General features: G+C 52.7%; 17 protein-coding genes. 5 read left to right on the top strand and 12 right to left on the bottom strand.

Annotated features, from left to right (window positions below):
- Positions 1 to 220 precede the first annotated feature (220 nt).
- Positions 221 to 1411 carry an aspartate aminotransferase family protein gene (locus OB13_RS00245; protein ID WP_461488127.1) on the bottom strand — a complete coding sequence of 397 codons (1191 nt, stop codon included), beginning with the start codon at positions 1409 to 1411 and terminating at the stop codon, positions 221 to 223.
- Between the two features lie 92 nt (positions 1412 to 1503).
- Positions 1504 to 2229 (bottom strand): Dph6-related ATP pyrophosphatase, encoded by a 726-nt coding sequence (locus OB13_RS00240; RefSeq protein ID WP_461488126.1) that lies wholly within the window; start codon positions 2227 to 2229, stop codon positions 1504 to 1506.
- 176 nt (positions 2230 to 2405) lie between these two features.
- Here OB13_RS00240 and OB13_RS00235 point away from each other — a divergent pair, with 176 nt between their 5' ends.
- Complete coding sequence (locus OB13_RS00235) at positions 2406 to 2594, top strand: hypothetical protein (protein ID WP_461488125.1); 189 nt, start codon at positions 2406 to 2408, stop codon at positions 2592 to 2594.
- Positions 2595 to 2722: 128 nt separating this feature from the next.
- Here the strand turns inward: OB13_RS00235 and OB13_RS00230 are convergent, their stop codons facing one another.
- Positions 2723 to 3805 (bottom strand): MBL fold metallo-hydrolase, encoded by a 1083-nt coding sequence (locus OB13_RS00230; protein WP_461488124.1) that lies wholly within the window; start codon positions 3803 to 3805, stop codon positions 2723 to 2725.
- Positions 3806 to 4146: 341 nt separating this feature from the next.
- Between OB13_RS00230 and OB13_RS00225 the strand changes: the two genes are divergently transcribed.
- From OB13_RS00225 to OB13_RS00210, 4 genes are all read left to right on the top strand, one after another.
- On the top strand, positions 4147 to 4407 hold the full coding sequence (locus OB13_RS00225; RefSeq protein ID WP_461488123.1) for a hypothetical protein: 261 nt from the start codon (positions 4147 to 4149) through the stop codon (positions 4405 to 4407).
- A gap of 86 nt (positions 4408 to 4493) precedes the next feature.
- Positions 4494 to 4742 (top strand): hypothetical protein, encoded by a 249-nt coding sequence (locus OB13_RS00220; RefSeq protein ID WP_461488122.1) that lies wholly within the window; start codon positions 4494 to 4496, stop codon positions 4740 to 4742.
- A gap of 289 nt (positions 4743 to 5031) precedes the next feature.
- A complete protein-coding gene (gene pepE, locus OB13_RS00215) occupies positions 5032 to 5751 on the top strand; it encodes a dipeptidase PepE (RefSeq protein WP_461488121.1) in 720 nt (239 codons plus the stop codon).
- Positions 5752 to 5907: 156 nt separating this feature from the next.
- On the top strand, positions 5908 to 7722 hold the full coding sequence (locus OB13_RS00210) for a DUF885 domain-containing protein (protein WP_461488120.1): 1815 nt from the start codon (positions 5908 to 5910) through the stop codon (positions 7720 to 7722).
- A gap of 73 nt (positions 7723 to 7795) precedes the next feature.
- Here the strand turns inward: OB13_RS00210 and OB13_RS00205 are convergent, their stop codons facing one another.
- From OB13_RS00205 to OB13_RS00165, 9 genes are all read right to left on the bottom strand, one after another.
- A complete protein-coding gene (locus OB13_RS00205) occupies positions 7796 to 8239 on the bottom strand; it encodes a Spy/CpxP family protein refolding chaperone (RefSeq protein WP_461488119.1) in 444 nt (147 codons plus the stop codon).
- Positions 8240 to 8247: 8 nt separating this feature from the next.
- Positions 8248 to 8682 carry a hypothetical protein gene (locus tag OB13_RS00200; protein ID WP_461488118.1) on the bottom strand — a complete coding sequence of 145 codons (435 nt, stop codon included), beginning with the start codon at positions 8680 to 8682 and terminating at the stop codon, positions 8248 to 8250.
- 43 nt (positions 8683 to 8725) lie between these two features.
- Positions 8726 to 9265, bottom strand: a complete 540-nt coding sequence (locus OB13_RS00195; protein WP_461488117.1) for an RNA polymerase sigma factor — start codon at positions 9263 to 9265, stop codon at positions 8726 to 8728.
- Between the two features lie 137 nt (positions 9266 to 9402).
- A complete protein-coding gene (locus OB13_RS00190) occupies positions 9403 to 10359 on the bottom strand; it encodes a transketolase family protein (protein ID WP_461488116.1) in 957 nt (318 codons plus the stop codon).
- A 79-nt stretch (positions 10360 to 10438) separates the two neighbouring features.
- Positions 10439 to 11833, bottom strand: coding sequence for a vWA domain-containing protein (locus tag OB13_RS00185; RefSeq protein ID WP_461488115.1), 1395 nt, complete (start codon positions 11831 to 11833; stop codon positions 10439 to 10441).
- Positions 11834 to 11899: 66 nt separating this feature from the next.
- Positions 11900 to 12760 (bottom strand): transketolase, encoded by an 861-nt coding sequence (locus OB13_RS00180; RefSeq protein WP_461488114.1) that lies wholly within the window; start codon positions 12758 to 12760, stop codon positions 11900 to 11902.
- A gap of 92 nt (positions 12761 to 12852) precedes the next feature.
- Complete coding sequence (gene bcp / locus OB13_RS00175; protein ID WP_461488113.1) at positions 12853 to 13305, bottom strand: thioredoxin-dependent thiol peroxidase; 453 nt, start codon at positions 13303 to 13305, stop codon at positions 12853 to 12855.
- Between the two features lie 100 nt (positions 13306 to 13405).
- On the bottom strand, positions 13406 to 15298 hold the full coding sequence (locus OB13_RS00170) for a M23 family metallopeptidase (RefSeq protein WP_461488112.1): 1893 nt from the start codon (positions 15296 to 15298) through the stop codon (positions 13406 to 13408).
- Positions 15285 to 15896 (bottom strand): fumarylacetoacetate hydrolase family protein, encoded by a 612-nt coding sequence (locus OB13_RS00165; RefSeq protein ID WP_461488111.1) that lies wholly within the window; start codon positions 15894 to 15896, stop codon positions 15285 to 15287. The genes OB13_RS00170 and OB13_RS00165 overlap by 14 nt, the downstream gene beginning before the upstream one ends.
- Positions 15897 to 16075: the final 179 nt, after the last annotated feature.

Below are 16075 nucleotides of genomic sequence, written 5' to 3'. Positions count from 1 at the left end.
TATTGATGAAGGCTTACTACCCGAATGGCGGTAGTAGCTTCGGCTTTTACGTGTTGTAGCTGCGGGCGGTAGTCAAATCCGGTATTTTTTGTGCAGTAATCGTTTCGAAAAAGGGCAAATAGGCCCAAACAAGGCGTTAAAGCAGGTATAGCAGCTGATAATTGTAGGTAGATCCGGTCAGCATACCTACCCTGAAGCTGGCTTTTTCCAGGGTAGACGCTTAGTCCAGTACTTCATCTATCGTATTCAGGAGGATGGTACAGGCTTCCTGTATCTGTTCTTCTGTGATGGTGAGGGGCGGGGCAATGCGCATGGAGTTGTCACAGAACAGGAACCAGTCGGTGAGCACACCATTGAGTATCGCACGGTCAATGACAGCTTTGAGGACCTCAAACGACTCAAATTCGGCCGCCATCATCAGCCCGCAGTTACGGATGCCTATGATACGCGGGTGCACGAGCAGTTGCCTGAACAGGTTTGCTTTTCGCTCCACACCCTCCAGCAGGTTCTCTTCCCGAATGGTCTGCAATGTCGCCAGTGATGCTGCGCAGGAGACAGGGTGCCCGCCAAACGTTGTCAGGTGGCCCAGTATCGGATCGTTCTTGAAGACAGCCATGATTTCCTGTGGGGCGATAAAAGCACCGATCGGCATACCGCCGCCCATGCCTTTGGCGCATAGCAGGATATCCGGCTCTATCCCGAATTGCTCGAAGGCCCAGAAAGTGCCGGTGCGCCCGAAGCCTGTTTGTATCTCATCCAAGATGAGCAAAGCGCCTACTTCCGTGCAGCGCTGCCGGAGCTGCTGCATGTAACTTTTATTCGGAATACGAACACCGGCTTCTCCCTGCACCGTTTCGAGTATGATAGCTGCCGTACGGTTAGTGATCTGTTCGAGGTCTTCCACAGCATTGTGTCGGATGATGCGCACATCCGGTAGCAGCGGCCGGAAAGCATTTTTGAAGCTCTCACTTCCGTTGACGGAAAGAGCTCCCTGTGTGGAGCCATGGTAGGCATTGCGGCAGGAGATCAGCTCGGTGCGGCCGGTATAGCGTTTGGCCAGTTTGAGCGCACCTTCCACGGCTTCGGTACCGGAATTGAGCAGGTATACGTTGTTGAGGCGTTCGGGCAGCGTGCTGCAGAGGGCGTGTGCCAGTTGTGCCTGCGGTCCCTGCACGAACTCCCCGTACACCATCAGGTGCATGTATTTGTCGAGCTGGTCGTGTATAGCGCGGAGCACCCGGGGATGCCGATGCCCTACGTTGCTGACCCCTATACCTGAGATCAGGTCGAGGTAGCGGTGGCCGTCGCTGCCATACATGTATAGGCCTTCAGCCTTTTCCACCTCGATCATAAGCGGAAAATCGGATGTCTGTGCCTGGTGCTTTAGAAATAATTGCCTCAATGATACCATAGGGCAAAGGTAGGCATTTGCGGAATAAAAAGGGAATTCCCGTCCGCAGGTCCGGTACACAGGTATAAAATCCCGGCTTCTGCCAATCCCGGTCAGGCAGGTAGCATGTCACAGAACCAGAAGCCTGTGTCGTAGGCAGGTTTGTCTTCTTTGGCAAAGCAGTTGTCATCGGGGTCAGCCGGAACTCCATACCTTCTAAGTACTTTTTCACCCAGGCTGTAGAGTACCGGTGCTTTAAAAAGGGGACCATCGAACACAAAGGTATGGAACTCGCCGTTCTCCCCGGCGGGGTCTATACCGGCAGGCAGGTCCTCCAGAAAGCGCTCATCCAGTAACCGGCCGGCAAAAGACTCATCCAGCAGGCGGGCATTCACGCACACGACTACCGCCTTGAAACCGAGTGCTATAAACTCCCGCACCAGTTCATGGGTAGGGCGGCCCCACAACGGAAATACGGCCTCGATGCCCACCTCCTCCAGCTGGTGTTCCCGGTACTGCCGCAGGTCCTCCAGGTTGATATCGCCGAAAATGGCGTGCGTTATACCTTGTCCTTTCAGGGAGCGCATAGTCTTCTCCATCAGGTCGTTGTAGGCGCTCATGCTGGCGTCCTCGGGGAGCATGAGCTGCTGCAGCGGTATACCTATGCGTTGCGCCTGCTGCTCCAGCAGTTCCTGCCGCACGCCATGCATGGTAATGCGCCGGGTGGCGCCACTCAGGGTGGTCAGCAAGGCATCGACCGTATACCTGTTTTGCTGCAGGACATGGTGCAGGCAAAGTGCGGAATCCTTGCCGCCGCTCCAGTTGAAGATGCTGTGCATGTGTTTGATACTTTAATTACTGAGGTGCATAGTGATATGCCGTCCGGGCAAATATAAAGCTTTCTGCAACGTAGCATCAGGTAGGACACGCAGCATAATCCCCTTCTTTTTCGTAAAAGTGAAAAGAGTTTTAGGAAAGCTCAGAAAACAGATGTCAAATTAAATGCAAAAAGAATATGCCACAAGGAGATAAATCTGCTTACACAGATAAGCAACAGCGCAAAGCGCAGCATATAGAAGAAGGGTACGAAAAGCGCGGCGTAAGCCAGGAGGAGGTTGAAAAACGCGCCTGGGCTACGGTGAACAAACAGGATGGCGGAGGAAAAAAGAGCGGATCCGGCCGGGCAGGTAAGAAGAAAGACTAAAGCCACAGGTAGCTAGCCACAACACTATTTTAAGGTGTGGAGTTAGCTTTCGGGGTTTTATGTGAGCTAAGCCTTGATAATTTTTAAACGTAAAGGGCCGGAGATCATATTCTCCGGCCCTTTACGTTTCATGGGTAGTTATTGGTGTGTGCCTGTGGGTTGTCTTCTTCTAGGGTAGGTACGACCGAAGGCGGTATACCGGGTGCCGGCCTGTTGTGGGAAAAAGGCCGCGTGCGCATAGCCGTCTGCTTCCGTCTTTGTTTACTGCTACGCTTGGTATATGCCACCAGTGCCATTCCGGCCAGCGCTACAACGCCTGCTGCCGCCAGTACTTTGGGCACGGTGCTGTCCCCGGCAGGAGGCACGGAAATTACGCCCTGATCATCTGTAATAGCGGGTTCATGCACATAGCGGCCATGCGAAGGCACAGCCTTTGTCCAGAAATCCTTTACCAGGTCTTCGAGCTGCCACAGCAGTTCTTCCCCCTTCATTGGCAAGCCATGGCCGGTCGCGGCAACACGCGGATTCAGCTCTAGTAGCCGTTCGACCGAGTGATGGGCGGCACCCCAGTCGGAGGTATAGTAGGCAGGCGGCCCATGCACTTCACGGGTTTGGGTCATCACGGCCAGCAACGACTCGCCGTGGCGTGTCACAAAAGCGTCCCCTGCCAGCAATACCCGGTCGCGTTCCCGGAAAAAAGAAACGTGCCCTGCCGTGTGGCCCGGAGTATGCACCCAGCGCCAGTCGATCAGGCCCGGCACGGAGCCATCCGGCGGCAGCAATTCTATATAGGAGCTAATATCTATTGGCTTCTTGGGATACAGGAAAGACATATAGGCCATGCCACCGCCGCCTACGCTTGGGTCAGGTGGCGGATAGCTGGATTTTCCGGTCAGGTAAGGCAACTCCAGCGGGTGCGCGTATACGGGCACACTCCATTCCTGGGCCAGCTCTTTCACCGCCCCGATATGATCGAAGTGGCCGTGTGTCAGCAAGATCGCCCGCGGGCGGGTGTTGCCGAACAGCTCGCGGGCTGCCTCCCTGATCTTCCCGGCCGATCCGTAAATGCCGGTATCCAGCAGCACCCAGGACCCGTCTGGCTCGCTGATGAAAAACAGGTTTACAAAAATAGTTTTCAGGCCCCACACCCCCGGCGCAACCGGGAAGGTATGTTTGCTTTCATGTTGTGATCTTTGGTTTGATGGCTCCATACGCGTGTTGCTATTTTAACAGGTTCAAAACTCTAACTGACCGAATACTATACTACGGGCAGGGGCCAAAAGTGGCTGCCGTATTATGGACTCTAAAGGGAAGATCAGCTTTTGGTAGGTTATGGGTTGGGAATCAGTGTCTTCTGTAGCTTTATTTTCGGAAGCTGGATCCGGCTGCCGGAGGTATAGCAGGAGGAGGCAGACAAAACTGCAGGCCGGACTTTAGCAAAAACAAAGGCACACTTTTTGTGTTGAGTCAGAAAGTGCCATCTGAAAATTTAATCCGGTGGTGTTTCCTTCTTAGGAGGAATTTTTTATCTTTCAGAAAATGTTACGTACACATGGTAAACTTATTTATACCCCCCAGCTATATGTCGGTCTATGCGAAGTGCGTAGATGCGTCATTACCAGCTTTCGAACCGGAAGAGTGGATAAAGGAAGGCAAAGTATACCCCGTGAAGCACTTCACGGAACCCCTTAACCAGGGCGAAGGTTTTGCTGTTACGATTGTGGATGAGGATGGGGTAGAGATACATCCTTCATCATCTCACTGGAGTTTTGCTTCCACCCGATTTGAGCTATACACCCTGCATCTGAATTAAGTATCAAAATCCGGAATATCTTCGTTTAACCAAAAGGCTGCCCTGGCAGCCTTTTTTCATAGCCATAGGTATTTAGTTGATTTATTATGTTAAGCGCTACCGATTTCAATAACCTTTCGCCCCGGCACCAGGCAAAGTTAGTACTCGAGCAAGGACATTACCTTCATCATATCATCCGGGGGTGGTGCAAGATAGATCTCTATTGGTTTCACGATTTTTATGTAGAGCTGTGGTTTCTCTATGACCTCAAGACGATCGGGCTCGTACGCGCCCTCACCAACAAAGCCTCGCTGGAACCCTACCTGGAGACGATCAAACTGAAAGTAACCACCTGAAATTTTTAAGACACAGGATGTAAGACACAAGACTCAAGATTTTCTTTTGAAGTAAGTAGAGGCAGCAGGAGAGTAGGAGTAGGGTTTTGATTATGTGGATCTTATCTTCATTAAACTATAGTCCTTTTCGCGTCGCTTATCAGAATTTGATCCAGGCCTTTTCTTTTGTTAGAAGGGAGTCTTATGTCTTGTGTCCTAAATCTTGTGTCTCTTCAAAAATAGACTGGTTGCGTAATAGTTTATACTTTTGCAGGCACTTCAACATCATGCATACCTATTTTATTTAAGAATGAAGAAAAACTTACTGCTCATCAGCACTTCCTCCACGCACGGAACCGGATACCTGGAACATTGTGAAGAAGAGATCAAAGCCCTTTTGGAAAATAAAAAAAGCATCCTGTTCATACCGTACGCCCGCCCGGGCGGTATTTCCCATACCGATTATACAGCAAAGGCCAGCGAAGCATTTGCGCGTATGGGCGTAGCCCTGACAGGTATACACGAGACTGCTGATCCGGTGGCAGCCGTGCAGCAGGCAGAGGCGGTGTTTATAGGCGGCGGCAATACCTTCCTGCTGTTGCGGCAGCTCTATGCCAACAAAGTGCTGGCGCCCCTGCAGGAGCGGGCTGAAAAAGGGATGCCTTACATCGGAACGAGCGCCGGAACAAATGTGGCCGGCAAAACCATCGGTACGACCAACGACATGCCGATCGTGTTTCCGAAATCCTTTGATGCGCTGCAGCTGGTGCCTTTCAACCTGAACCCGCATTACCTGGACCCGGAGCCAAATTCCACGCACATGGGCGAGACCCGCGAAACGCGTATCCAGGAGTTTCATGTGCATAACAGGCAGCCGGTGGTTGGCTTGCGGGAGGGAAGTATGCTACGTGTGACAGGAGAGAAACTGGTGCTGAAAGGCCCCCTCTCAGCGCGGATATTCCTGCAGGGGCAACCGGCCATGGAGTTCAAGCCCGGCGATGATATCAACTTCCTGATGGAAGCCTACTGAGAAAGTGTAAAACCTGCCACCCCCACTGGCAGGTTTTTTTATGTTATGTTCTCTGAAATTCGTGTAGCTGAAGAGGAAGATAAGTACCTGTACTGAGCCTGAGCCGTACATAGTTCAGCAAGTAGGCTGATCTTTTTTGCTTAACAGGTATACACGATGAAAACATTTTCACTCACTTTAGCCGCAGGGTTCCTGCTGGCAATACCGGGTCTCACGGGCTGTACCAGACCTGCAACAACCTCGCAACCGAAAACGACCGCTGTTGGTACGGAGCAGAACCTGAGCGAGCTGCTGGATAACTATTTTGAAGACCGGCTGCGGCTCTTCCCGCTGGAGGCGACTGCCATTGCGGACCCCCGCTACAACAACGTGCTGCCAAACGATATTTCAAGGGCGCACCGGGAGCAGGTAAAGGCACTCTTCCAAAATTACCTCGACAAAATCAGGACTATAAACCGGGAGCAGCTGTCGGAGGAGGAGCAGACAAGCTACGATATCTTTATATATGAAATGGAGACGGGACTGGAGGAATTTCAGTATCCGACCCATCTCACGCCGGTCAACCAATTCTGGAGCTTACCCATTACCATGGCGCAACTGGGATCCGGATCCGGCAACCAGCCTTTCAAGACAGTGAAGGATTACGAAGATTACCTGGGCCGTATAGCAGGGTTTGAGGTATGGGCCGATACGGCGATCGCAAACATGCGGCGCGGTATGGCAGCAGGCATCGTGCTGCCCAGGGCACTCAGCGAGAAAGTGGTGCCCCAACTGGAAGCGATGCTGGTGGCTGATTACACAAAGAGTATTTTCTGGCAGCCCCTCCAGGCCATGCCAGCAGGTATAGCACAAGAAGATAGGCTGCGCTTGCAGGCGGCGTATAAGAAAGCGATTGAGGAACAGGTGGTCCCTGCTTATGCGAAGCTGCATCGTTTTTTTCAGAGCGAGTACGTCCCTAAAAGCCGTGCCAGCTCCGGTATAGGCGCTATACCTGGCGGTGAAAAACTATACCGCTACCAGGTACGCTATTGGACGACCACCGACCTGACGCCCGACCAGATTTTTGAAATCGGGCAGCGGGAAGTGGGGCGCATCCGGAGTGAGATGGAGAAAGTGAAGGAGCAGGTGGGCTTTAAAGGGGAGCTGCAAGCCTTTTTCAGGCACGTGAATACCGACCCGAAGTTCATGCCTTTCAAAAAACCGGAAGAGGTGCTGAAAGCGTACAGCGCAATTGAGCAGCGTATGCAGCCACAATTGAACAAGCTGTTCACCCTGAAGCCTAAATCTGCCTTTGAAGTGCGGCAGACGGAGGCATTCCGGGCTGCATCGGCCAGTGCAGAGTATAACCCACCGGCACCGGATGGTTCCCGACCAGGTATCTTCTACGTGCCGATACTGGACGCCACCCGGTATAATGCAGTAGGTATGGAGTCCCTTTTTTTGCACGAAGCAATTCCCGGTCACCACTACCAGATCTCCATTCAGCAGGAGAAGGAGGGGCTGCCCCGCTTCCGGAAATATGGCGGGTATGGCGCCTATGACGAAGGATGGGCCTTGTATGCCGAGAGCCTGGGCAGGGAGCTGGGACTATACACCGACCCCTATCAGTATTTTGGTAGGCTGAGCGATGAGATGCACCGTGCCATCCGCCTGGTAGTAGATGTGGGGCTGCATGCCAAAGGCTGGACGCGGGAACAAGCCATACAGTACTCGCTGGACAACGAGCTAACCAGCGAAGAGGCCGCCGTGGCCGAGATTGAACGGTACATGGCATTGCCGGGGCAGGCGCTCTCTTATAAAATCGGGGAGATGAAGCTACAGGAACTGCGCCGCAACGCAGAGCAAGCGCTGGGAAGCCGCTTCAGCATCAGTGCCTTCCATGATGAGGTGCTGCGGGAGGGCAGTATGCCGCTTGCTGTGCTGGAAAGAAAAATGAAGGAGTGGATCACAAAACAACAGCATCAAAAATAGGCCTGAACGGAAAAAGACACTACAAAATGCAGTGCCTTTTTTCCGTTCTCACTATAATAAATCAAATTCTTTTTTACTTTTTGGCATCCAGCTTCTTCAGAAGCAGTTTGGTGAATTCCCGTTCACTGCGGTAAAGTTTGATGATCTGGTTGTAGGAAATGATTCGCTGGTAGCGGGCTACATACTCTTTTTCCATTTCCAGCTCTTTTTCACGCATGTTGAACAAGCCATCAATTCTAGCCTTTGCTTCCTGCTCGCTTAACTGGTCCACATCTTCGCGGTAGCCGCTCCGATAGGCTTTGACAAGTTCGCGACGCTTCGTCTCGTACTCGTTATAAACAGGCCAGAACTTCTGGGACTGCTCCGTGGTAAGGCCCATTTTATCTGTGAGGAAAGCTATTTTAGCTGATTCCACGTTCTCTCTTCTGTCCTGTGGGCGGCCGTTCTGCGCAAAAGCGGCCGTGCCGGCCAGGGTAAAGGCACAAAAGAAAAGAAAAGCAATAAGGTATTTTTTCATGGGTGATGTTAGTATTCGATTGTGTCCAGTTCGTAATATTCCAGTTCTGCTTCGGCGGCCTTCGGACTCACATTCAGAAACTCGGACGTGAGTTCTTGCTCAGAAATGGAGGTAAAGTCAGCGAAATCAGTACTTTCGAGCACAGCATAAGTGCTCAGGTAGTTGACTATATCGGCATCGGGCACGGTGGCCAGGTGTATCACTTGTTGCGAAGACTGATCTTTCAGGTTGGCAATGTATAAGCTGCCAACTACCAACAGCAACACCAAAGGCACCAGCGCCAGGCGCACAGGCTTCCACAGAGCGCTATACCAGGGCGCCGGGGTATAGCCACGGGCAGCGGTTCGCTCCATGATCTGGGAAGGCAGCCGGTCAAAATATTTTTCCGGTACTTCGTAGATGTTGTGCTTGGGTATGTCGTCTAGCTTCAAATCTTTCTTCATTTTTTACGCACTTAACAGTTAGATACCTTTCAGGAGCTTTAGTTTAATCCTGCTTCAGAAATTCTTCAATTTTTTTTACAGCCAGGTGATAAGAAGCCTTCAGGGCACCCACAGAGGTACCCAGTATCGCCGATATTTCTTCGTATTTGAGTTCGTCGTAGTACTTCATGTTAAAAACCAGCCGCTGCTTGTCGGGCAGGCGCAGCAAGGCTTTCTGTAACTTCAGTTGTATCTCGTCGCCGCTGATATCGGGGGAAGAGTCGATTTTCTCGGTGAGCTCGGCTGCCACATCATTGATCGGCAAAAAGAACTTTCTTCTTTTGCTGGAAAGAAAAGTAAGGCATTCGTTGGTGGCGATACGGTAAATCCAGGTATAAAGCTGCGCATCCTGGCGGAAGTTTTCGAGGTTCTTCCATACTTTGATGAATACTTCCTGGGTGAGGTCATCGGCATCGTCGTGGTCGATCACCATTTTCCGGATGTGCCAGTAGATCTTTTGCTGGTACTTCCGGATGAGTTGATTAAAGGCCAGGTTTCGGCTTTCGGGGTTGGCAAATTTTTCTAAGAGCTCTTTATCTTCCACTTCTCGGGTAGCAGGGGCAAGGCGATTTGGTTGCTTGACTTTGCAATATATAGGATAAAAACAGAAGAGGCTGCACTTTATCAGCACAGCCTCTTTTGTTTTTTATAATTTTCAGCTTTTTCAGCTACAAGCGGATGCTACTGCTTTCGGCTGATCGCACGCTCTGCTGCAGCTACAATGCTGTCAGTCGTCAGGCCATACTTTTCCATCAGCTGGTCCGGGGTACCGGACTCGCCAAAGGAATCGTTTACACCTACCATTTCGAGCGGAGACGGCAGGTTGCGGCCCAGCAGTTGGGCTACGGAATCACCCAGTCCTCCGTTCAGCTGATGCTCCTCAGCCGTTACCACGCATTTGGTTTTTCCTACGGATGCCAGGATGGCTTCATTGTCCAGCGGCTTGATGGTGTGGATGTTGATCACTTCGGCATTGATCCCTTTGGCAGCCAGTGCATGGCCCGCTTCGATCGCTTTCCATACCAGGTGGCCTGTCGCCAGGATCGTCACGTCGGTGCCTTCGTTGAGCATCAGGGCTTTGCCGATCTCAAACTTCTGGTCGGCAGGTGTGAAGTTAGGGACAGTCGGACGGCCAAAGCGCAGGTATACCGGGCCTTCGTGCTCGGCAATCGCGATCGTAGCCGCTTTGGTCTGGTTGAAGTCGCAGGGGTTGATCACGGTCATGTGCGGCAGCATTTTCATCATGCCCACATCTTCCAAGATCTGGTGCGTGGCACCGTCCTCACCCAGCGTAAGGCCGGCGTGGGAAGCGCAGATCTTTACGTTTTTGCCGGAGTAGGCGATGGATTGACGGATCTGGTCGTACACACGGCCGGTAGAGAAGTTGGCAAAGGTACCGGTGAACGGGATCTTGCCACCAATAGTCATACCGGCAGCCAGGCCCATCATGTTGGCCTCAGCTATACCTACCTGGTAAAAACGTTCCGGAAACTCTTTCTGGAAGGCGTCCATTTTCAGGGAACCGGTCAGGTCGGCACAAAGGGCTACCACATCCGGGTTCGTGCGGCCGAGCTCCAGCAAGCCTGCTCCGAAGCCGGAACGGGTGTCTTTTTTCTCTGTATAAGTATACTCTTTCATCTGAATAATATTTCCTGTTAGGTCTTTGGAATCCGTAGGCAGCCCTGCTTTTTTCCAGGGTATAGCCTGCCCGGTTCCGTTATCTGTTAAATATCTTTACTGTTGTCGTAGCGCCCGACCGGATCGTGAATTCCTGCACGTCCGTAAATTTACTCGACCGGGCCGATTGCATCCGGTAAACGAGCCGGTACTTTCCTGGCTGCAGGGCCAGGACGGTTTTGCTGCTTTTCTCCGGCAGGTTGTGCAGCCACCGCTGGCCGCCATCGTCCTCCACCAGGTATAAGCTGCCATACCCCTGCAGGTCGGAAGATACATTCAGCTGCCCCGGCGTCGGGAAGGTGATGGTGTTGGTCTCCCCCTGCGTGATCTCCACATCCTTGAAGTGGATGCGCGGAAGGGTAAGCAACTCCAGGTCATACTTGCCGGCCAGGTATTTCTGCCTGCTGCCAAAGGGTTGGGCCAAAAGCGTTTTGTCAGAGCCCTGCTGCCGTACGATGGCCATAAGTTGCCCGTAAGGCGATGGCCCGTTCTGGCGCAGGTATAGCTCTCCTTGCGGCGCCTTTACCGGAAACACATTGTGCTCGCCCGGTTTTATGTTCAGGTTGCGCTCTACCACCGGCGGTACCGTGTTCACCACCAGGTCATAGGTCAGCAGGGCATCCACTTCGAGCATATCCGGCTTGCCTTTGCTGTCCAGGTAATGCACGTAGTTGTACTCAGGCAAACCGGTGAGGGCATCCAGGAAGGTCAGATTCACGTTGCCTTCCACGGACTTGCCCTGGGCGTCTTTCAGATCCACTGCAACTGTGGTCTGGCTGAGCGTCTGCGTCACGATCTCGGTCAGCACATTCTGGAACGTACTGACATCCGCTGCATTGAAGTACTGGCCAATGCAATTGAGCTGCTTTTCATACTCAGGAGCTATCCCGATGCCGATCACAAAAGGGCGCAGGAATACGCGCTTCTTCTGCAGGGCTACCGAGGTAGCGCAGGGGTCGCCCCCGCAGGACTCCAGCCCATCCGTGATCAGGATGATGACGTTGCGGGTGTTCTTCTCTTCCGGAAAATCGCCTGCCGACTGCAGAAGCGAATAGGTAATAGGCGTGTTGCCTCTCGGAACGATCTGCTGCAGCTTGTTCTTAACTGCAACTGCATTCCTGGCGGCAAAGGGCACTTCCAGTTTGGTGTCTTTGCAATCGCTGCGCTCCCGCCCGAACTGATGGCCGTAGGCCCGGAAAGCAATTTCCAGGTTGTCGTAGCGGTCCAGCGAGTCTACCAGGTTGGCCAGCAGGTTTTTGGCAATGGCCATGCGGTCACTGTCTTCCCACTTGGCCAGCATGCTCCCCGAGGCATCCAGCAAAAAGAGGATGCGGGTCTTGGACTGCGGCTTTTTCTCCTGGCCAAAAGCAGTTCCGCTTGCTGACAGCAACAGCAACACACCCAGTATGCAGTATAGATTGCGCCAGTAGGCCATGGCTGCTTTTGATTAGAGCAACGAAGCAAAGGCATTCGGGGCAGTTAGCCCCGAATGCCTGTATTTTTAGTAATCGGAAGCGACCTCAACAGCCAGCTGCTGCAGCGCGATCTCCAACTGCTCATCATTCGGAGCTACTCCGTGCCACTTGTGGGAGCCCATCATGAAGTCCACGCCAAATCCCATTTCGGTATCCATCAGGAGCATAACCGGCTGGCCTTTGCCTGTGGCTTGTTTTGCTTCCTGCAGGGCAGGAAGCATGGTCTCAAAGCTGTTGCCGTCTGCTTCCAGCACGTGCCAGCCAAAGGCTTCGAACTTGGCACGCAGGTTACCCAGCGACATCACGTCTTCTGTAGAGCCGTCAATCTGCTGTCCGTTTCGGTCTACCGTCGCGATCAGGTTGTCTACTTTGTGGTGGGCCGCATACATCGCTGCTTCCCATACCTGGCCTTCTTCCAGTTCGCCGTCGCCCATCAGCACGTATACCAGGTTCTCATCCTTGTTGAGCTTCTTGGTCTGGGCTGCGCCGATAGCCGCCGATAGTCCCTGGCCCAGTGAGCCGGAGGCGATGCGAATACCCGGAAGGCCTTCTTCGGTTGCCGGGTGACCCTGCAGCCTGGAGTTCAGCTTACGGAAAGTAGCCAGTTCTTTCACTTCAAAGAAGCCTGCGCGCGCCAGTACGCTGTACCATACCGGAGAGATGTGGCCGTTCGACAGGAAGAACAGGTCTTCGCCTTTGCCATCCATGTTGAACGGCTTCGGGTTGTAGTTTAGCACGTTGAAATACAGTGATACGAAATAATCGGTGCAACCAAGCGAGCCGCCCGGGTGACCAGAGTTTACCGCATGGACCATACGCACGATGTCACGGCGAACCTGTGCCGCTACCTGCTTCAGCTCTTCTATGCTTTTGTTGTGTGGGTTCACGTTTGTCAATTATGAATTAAGAAGTATAAATTACGATTCAGTGCTCAAATATACGAAAAACGCAGCCGCCCAAAGGACAGCTGCGCTCATATTTACTTATTCAGGATCTGTTTGGCGTGGTCGGCCGTTTTTACTTTCGTGATAATATCCCGGATGATGCCCGTCTCATCGATCACGAAGGTATAGCGCATGGTGCCCATGTACTTACGCCCATACATCGATTTCTCCTGCCAGACCCCGTACTGTTCCACCAGCTTCTTGTCGGTGTCGGCCAGCAGGGTGAAGGGCAGCTCGTACTTGCCGATGAAGTTCTGGTGCGATTTCTCGCTGTCGATGCTCACCCCGATCACTTCGTAGCCTTCCTGCTGCAGGTCGCTGTAGTTGTCGCGCAGGTTGCAGGACTGGGCCGTGCAGCCGGGCGTGTTGTCCTTCGGGTAGAAGTACAGGATGACCTTTTTGCCGCGGTAGTCACTCAGCCTGACGGTGTTGCCGTTCTGGTCCTTTGCCTCAAACTCCGGCGCCTTGTCTCCGATGTTCAGTTCCATGTTTTCTGGTTACGTATCAAGTAGCACGTATCAGGTAGCACGACTTTCTTTAAAATCTAGAATCGTGTTACGTGAGTCGCGCCACGTGCTTCGTCAAATATTAAATGGTAGTGGTATACACGGCCTCGTTGCCGGCATTGTCTTTTACCTTCAAAACTACCTGACCGGACAAAGGTAGGCTTTTATCTAATTTTTCGGAGTATATGGTCGCGTTTTTATGCTCGTACTTCATGAGCAGCCACTTGCCGTTCACTTCACAGCGGAAGGAGTTGATCCCGGACAGGTCATCCGATATCCGGAATTTGATCTGTTCCCGGTTTTTGCTCAGCAGTTTGATGGTCGGGTTTCGGACATCTTCCATCACTTTGAACTTGCCCATGTTGCGGGTCGTGAAGGTGATGCTGTTGCCGTTCCAGGCACCGCCTGCCAGCCCTCTGCCTCTGCCGGTACCCAGGTAATAAACGGAGGCTTTTGTCTTGTCCGTTATCTTCGTATCCGGGGTGATGGTGACTTTGATGGCTTTGTGCAGGGGCGTAAAATAATCGCCTATGGTATACACATCGCCCACTTTGCTGGCCTGCAGGTAGAGCGTGTCGTAGAGGGTCTCCTTGTCAAACAGGATGGTCATGTCGCGATTTGAAAACCGGTACTCCTGGCCCGCCGGTACGGCAGCCTGTATGTTGAACGGGATGGAGGTGCCGCAGAAACTAAAGGAGTCCGGCAGTCCGGCCCGCAGATCATAGAGCGAAACAGAAGTGGAGTTTTTGGTATAGCTGGGCACCAGGCTGAAGCGCTGGTTACCGACAAAAACCTCCACGTTGCGCGGTGTAGCTGAAGTATCGGCCGCATTTACTTTCAGGATGTTGCCCACGATCTCGTGTGTGAGTTGCGGTTTTTTGACGGTCTTGTCCAGTGTCTGGAAGAACGCCGGTTTCTGGCCTTTTACCACGAAGCTGAGGGTGGAGGTATTGTTATGCGAGTCTTTGGCGACCAGGCGCACCTGGTAGGTGGAGTCTGCGTGCACGTTGAGCCTGCCCCGGTTCCGGGCCGCTGAGTAGAGCGGCAGCTCGTTGCCATAGTCCACGTAGGCCTTCTGGAAGGTGCGGCCGGATTGCCGGAACAAGGTATAGTTGATGTGCTGCGACACCTGCTTGGACAATTCAAACGGGACGCGGTCAATGTGGTGGTTGTATACCTGTTTGTTGTTCACAAAAACGGTCACATCCTGGGTGCCGTTGCGGTTCTCGGCCCCGTCGTAGCGGTCTGTAGTCTGCAGCTCAAAGCCGATCAGGCCATGGGCAAAGACCGTGTCGGGCAAGGTATAGCTGCCGTTCGTTTTGACAGGTTTGTACTCCTTGCGGCCAAACTCCTGGTTGATGCGGGCGTGAATGTTGAGCGACTGTATACCCAGCCCAAAGATATCAGGAGGTGTCGTATCAATAATCTCTTTGAAGCCCCAGCGCAACGGGTTGTAGAGCCGGTCTTCGGCATCGCGTATCTCAAAGTGCAGGTGTGGTCCGCCCGACCCGCCCGTATTGCCCGACAAAGCAATGATCTGCCCCTTTTTCACCGGGAACAGGTTCTTTTCCAGGAAGAGTTCCAGCTCGAATGTTTCCTTCTCGTACTGCTTCTGCAGGATGTAGTCTGCCAGCGGATCGTAGAACGCCAGCAGGTGCGAGTAGGTCGTGGTCAACCCGTTGGGGTGGGTGATGTAGATGATGTTGCCGTAGCCGTAGGTAGAGGTTTTTACCCGCGAGATATACCCGTCAGCCGCCGCGTAAACCGAAAGGCCTACGCGCTGGTCTGTCTTAATATCGAGGCCGCCATGGAAGTGGGTGGCCCGGATCTCACCCATCGAGCCGGACAGGTAGTTGCGTTGCCCCGGCTTAATCGGGAACATAAAATAACCAGCTTCGGGTGCGGGCTGTGCAGCCAGGCCCAGCGTGGTAAAAACGGAAGCAATCAGGAGCGCCAGGCGCTTATTTAATTTCAAAATCAAGTAGTTTTTTAGCTTCAACATAACCTTCCAATCGATCCCCGATCTTTACCGGGCCGACTCCTTCGGGCGTGCCTGTAAAGATGATATCCCCGGTCTTTAGGGTGATAAAGCGGGAAATGTACGCTAAGATGTCGTCAAACGTGTTGAGCATCATCCGGGAGTTGCCTTGCTGTTTCAGTTCGCCGTTCACGTCCAGGCGGAAGTTGATGTCCTGCAGGTCGGGGAACTGATCCAGGGGCAGGAATTCCGAAACAGGCGCTGAGCCATTGAAGCCTTTGGCCAGTGTCCAGGGCAGGCCCTTGGCTTTTGCCTTGGCCTGCAGGTCGCGTGCCGTAAAGTCTATTCCTAGCCCGATGGCGTCGTAGTACTTGCGGGCAAATTTCGGGTCAATGTTCTTGCCTTCCCGGCTGATGCGCAGCGTCAGCTCTACCTCATGGTGTATGTCCTGGCTGTAGTCCGGGTAATAAAAGGGCTCGTTGTTTCGGAGAATAGCTGTGTCCGGCTTAAAAAATATCACCGGTTCATCCGGCACTTCATTTTTAAGCTCAGCAATGTGCTCCGCGTAATTGCGGCCGATGGCTAATATCTTCATAAAAGATTAATTGGACGTTATGATCTTCAAAAATAGGACTTCTATAGTTTCGGCGCAGAAAAAATCTTCAAAAAGCGTGCTTTCCAGCTTATTTTTTTGCGGGGATGACACGAATACTTGCACAGGCTCAGGTTTTTAACTTTAACAAGAACCGATGCCTTTTATTGTACAACTAAACC

It is taken from the genome of Pontibacter sp. HJ8 (genome assembly GCF_054824225.1).
The sequence above is the reverse complement of the archived record's forward strand: the minus strand, read 5'-3'. Positions and strand labels throughout refer to the sequence as shown.

Coding starts and splice junctions, on each gene's coding strand:
- OB13_RS00245 (WP_461488127.1), bottom strand. CDS start 1,411: ATGGTATCATTGAGGCAATTATTTCTAAAGCACCAGGCACAGACATCC.
- OB13_RS00240 (WP_461488126.1), bottom strand. CDS start 2,229: ATGCACAGCATCTTCAACTGGAGCGGCGGCAAGGATTCCGCACTTTGC.
- OB13_RS00235 (WP_461488125.1), top strand. CDS start 2,406: ATGCCACAAGGAGATAAATCTGCTTACACAGATAAGCAACAGCGCAAA.
- OB13_RS00230 (WP_461488124.1), bottom strand. CDS start 3,805: ATGGAGCCATCAAACCAAAGATCACAACATGAAAGCAAACATACCTTC.
- OB13_RS00225 (WP_461488123.1), top strand. CDS start 4,147: ATGGTAAACTTATTTATACCCCCCAGCTATATGTCGGTCTATGCGAAG.
- OB13_RS00220 (WP_461488122.1), top strand. CDS start 4,494: ATGTTAAGCGCTACCGATTTCAATAACCTTTCGCCCCGGCACCAGGCA.
- pepE (WP_461488121.1), top strand. CDS start 5,032: ATGAAGAAAAACTTACTGCTCATCAGCACTTCCTCCACGCACGGAACC.
- OB13_RS00210 (WP_461488120.1), top strand. CDS start 5,908: ATGAAAACATTTTCACTCACTTTAGCCGCAGGGTTCCTGCTGGCAATA.
- OB13_RS00205 (WP_461488119.1), bottom strand. CDS start 8,239: ATGAAAAAATACCTTATTGCTTTTCTTTTCTTTTGTGCCTTTACCCTG.
- OB13_RS00200 (WP_461488118.1), bottom strand. CDS start 8,682: ATGAAGAAAGATTTGAAGCTAGACGACATACCCAAGCACAACATCTAC.
- OB13_RS00190 (WP_461488116.1), bottom strand. CDS start 10,359: ATGAAAGAGTATACTTATACAGAGAAAAAAGACACCCGTTCCGGCTTC.
- OB13_RS00185 (WP_461488115.1), bottom strand. CDS start 11,833: ATGGCCTACTGGCGCAATCTATACTGCATACTGGGTGTGTTGCTGTTG.
- bcp (WP_461488113.1), bottom strand. CDS start 13,305: ATGGAACTGAACATCGGAGACAAGGCGCCGGAGTTTGAGGCAAAGGAC.
- OB13_RS00165 (WP_461488111.1), bottom strand. CDS start 15,896: ATGAAGATATTAGCCATCGGCCGCAATTACGCGGAGCACATTGCTGAG.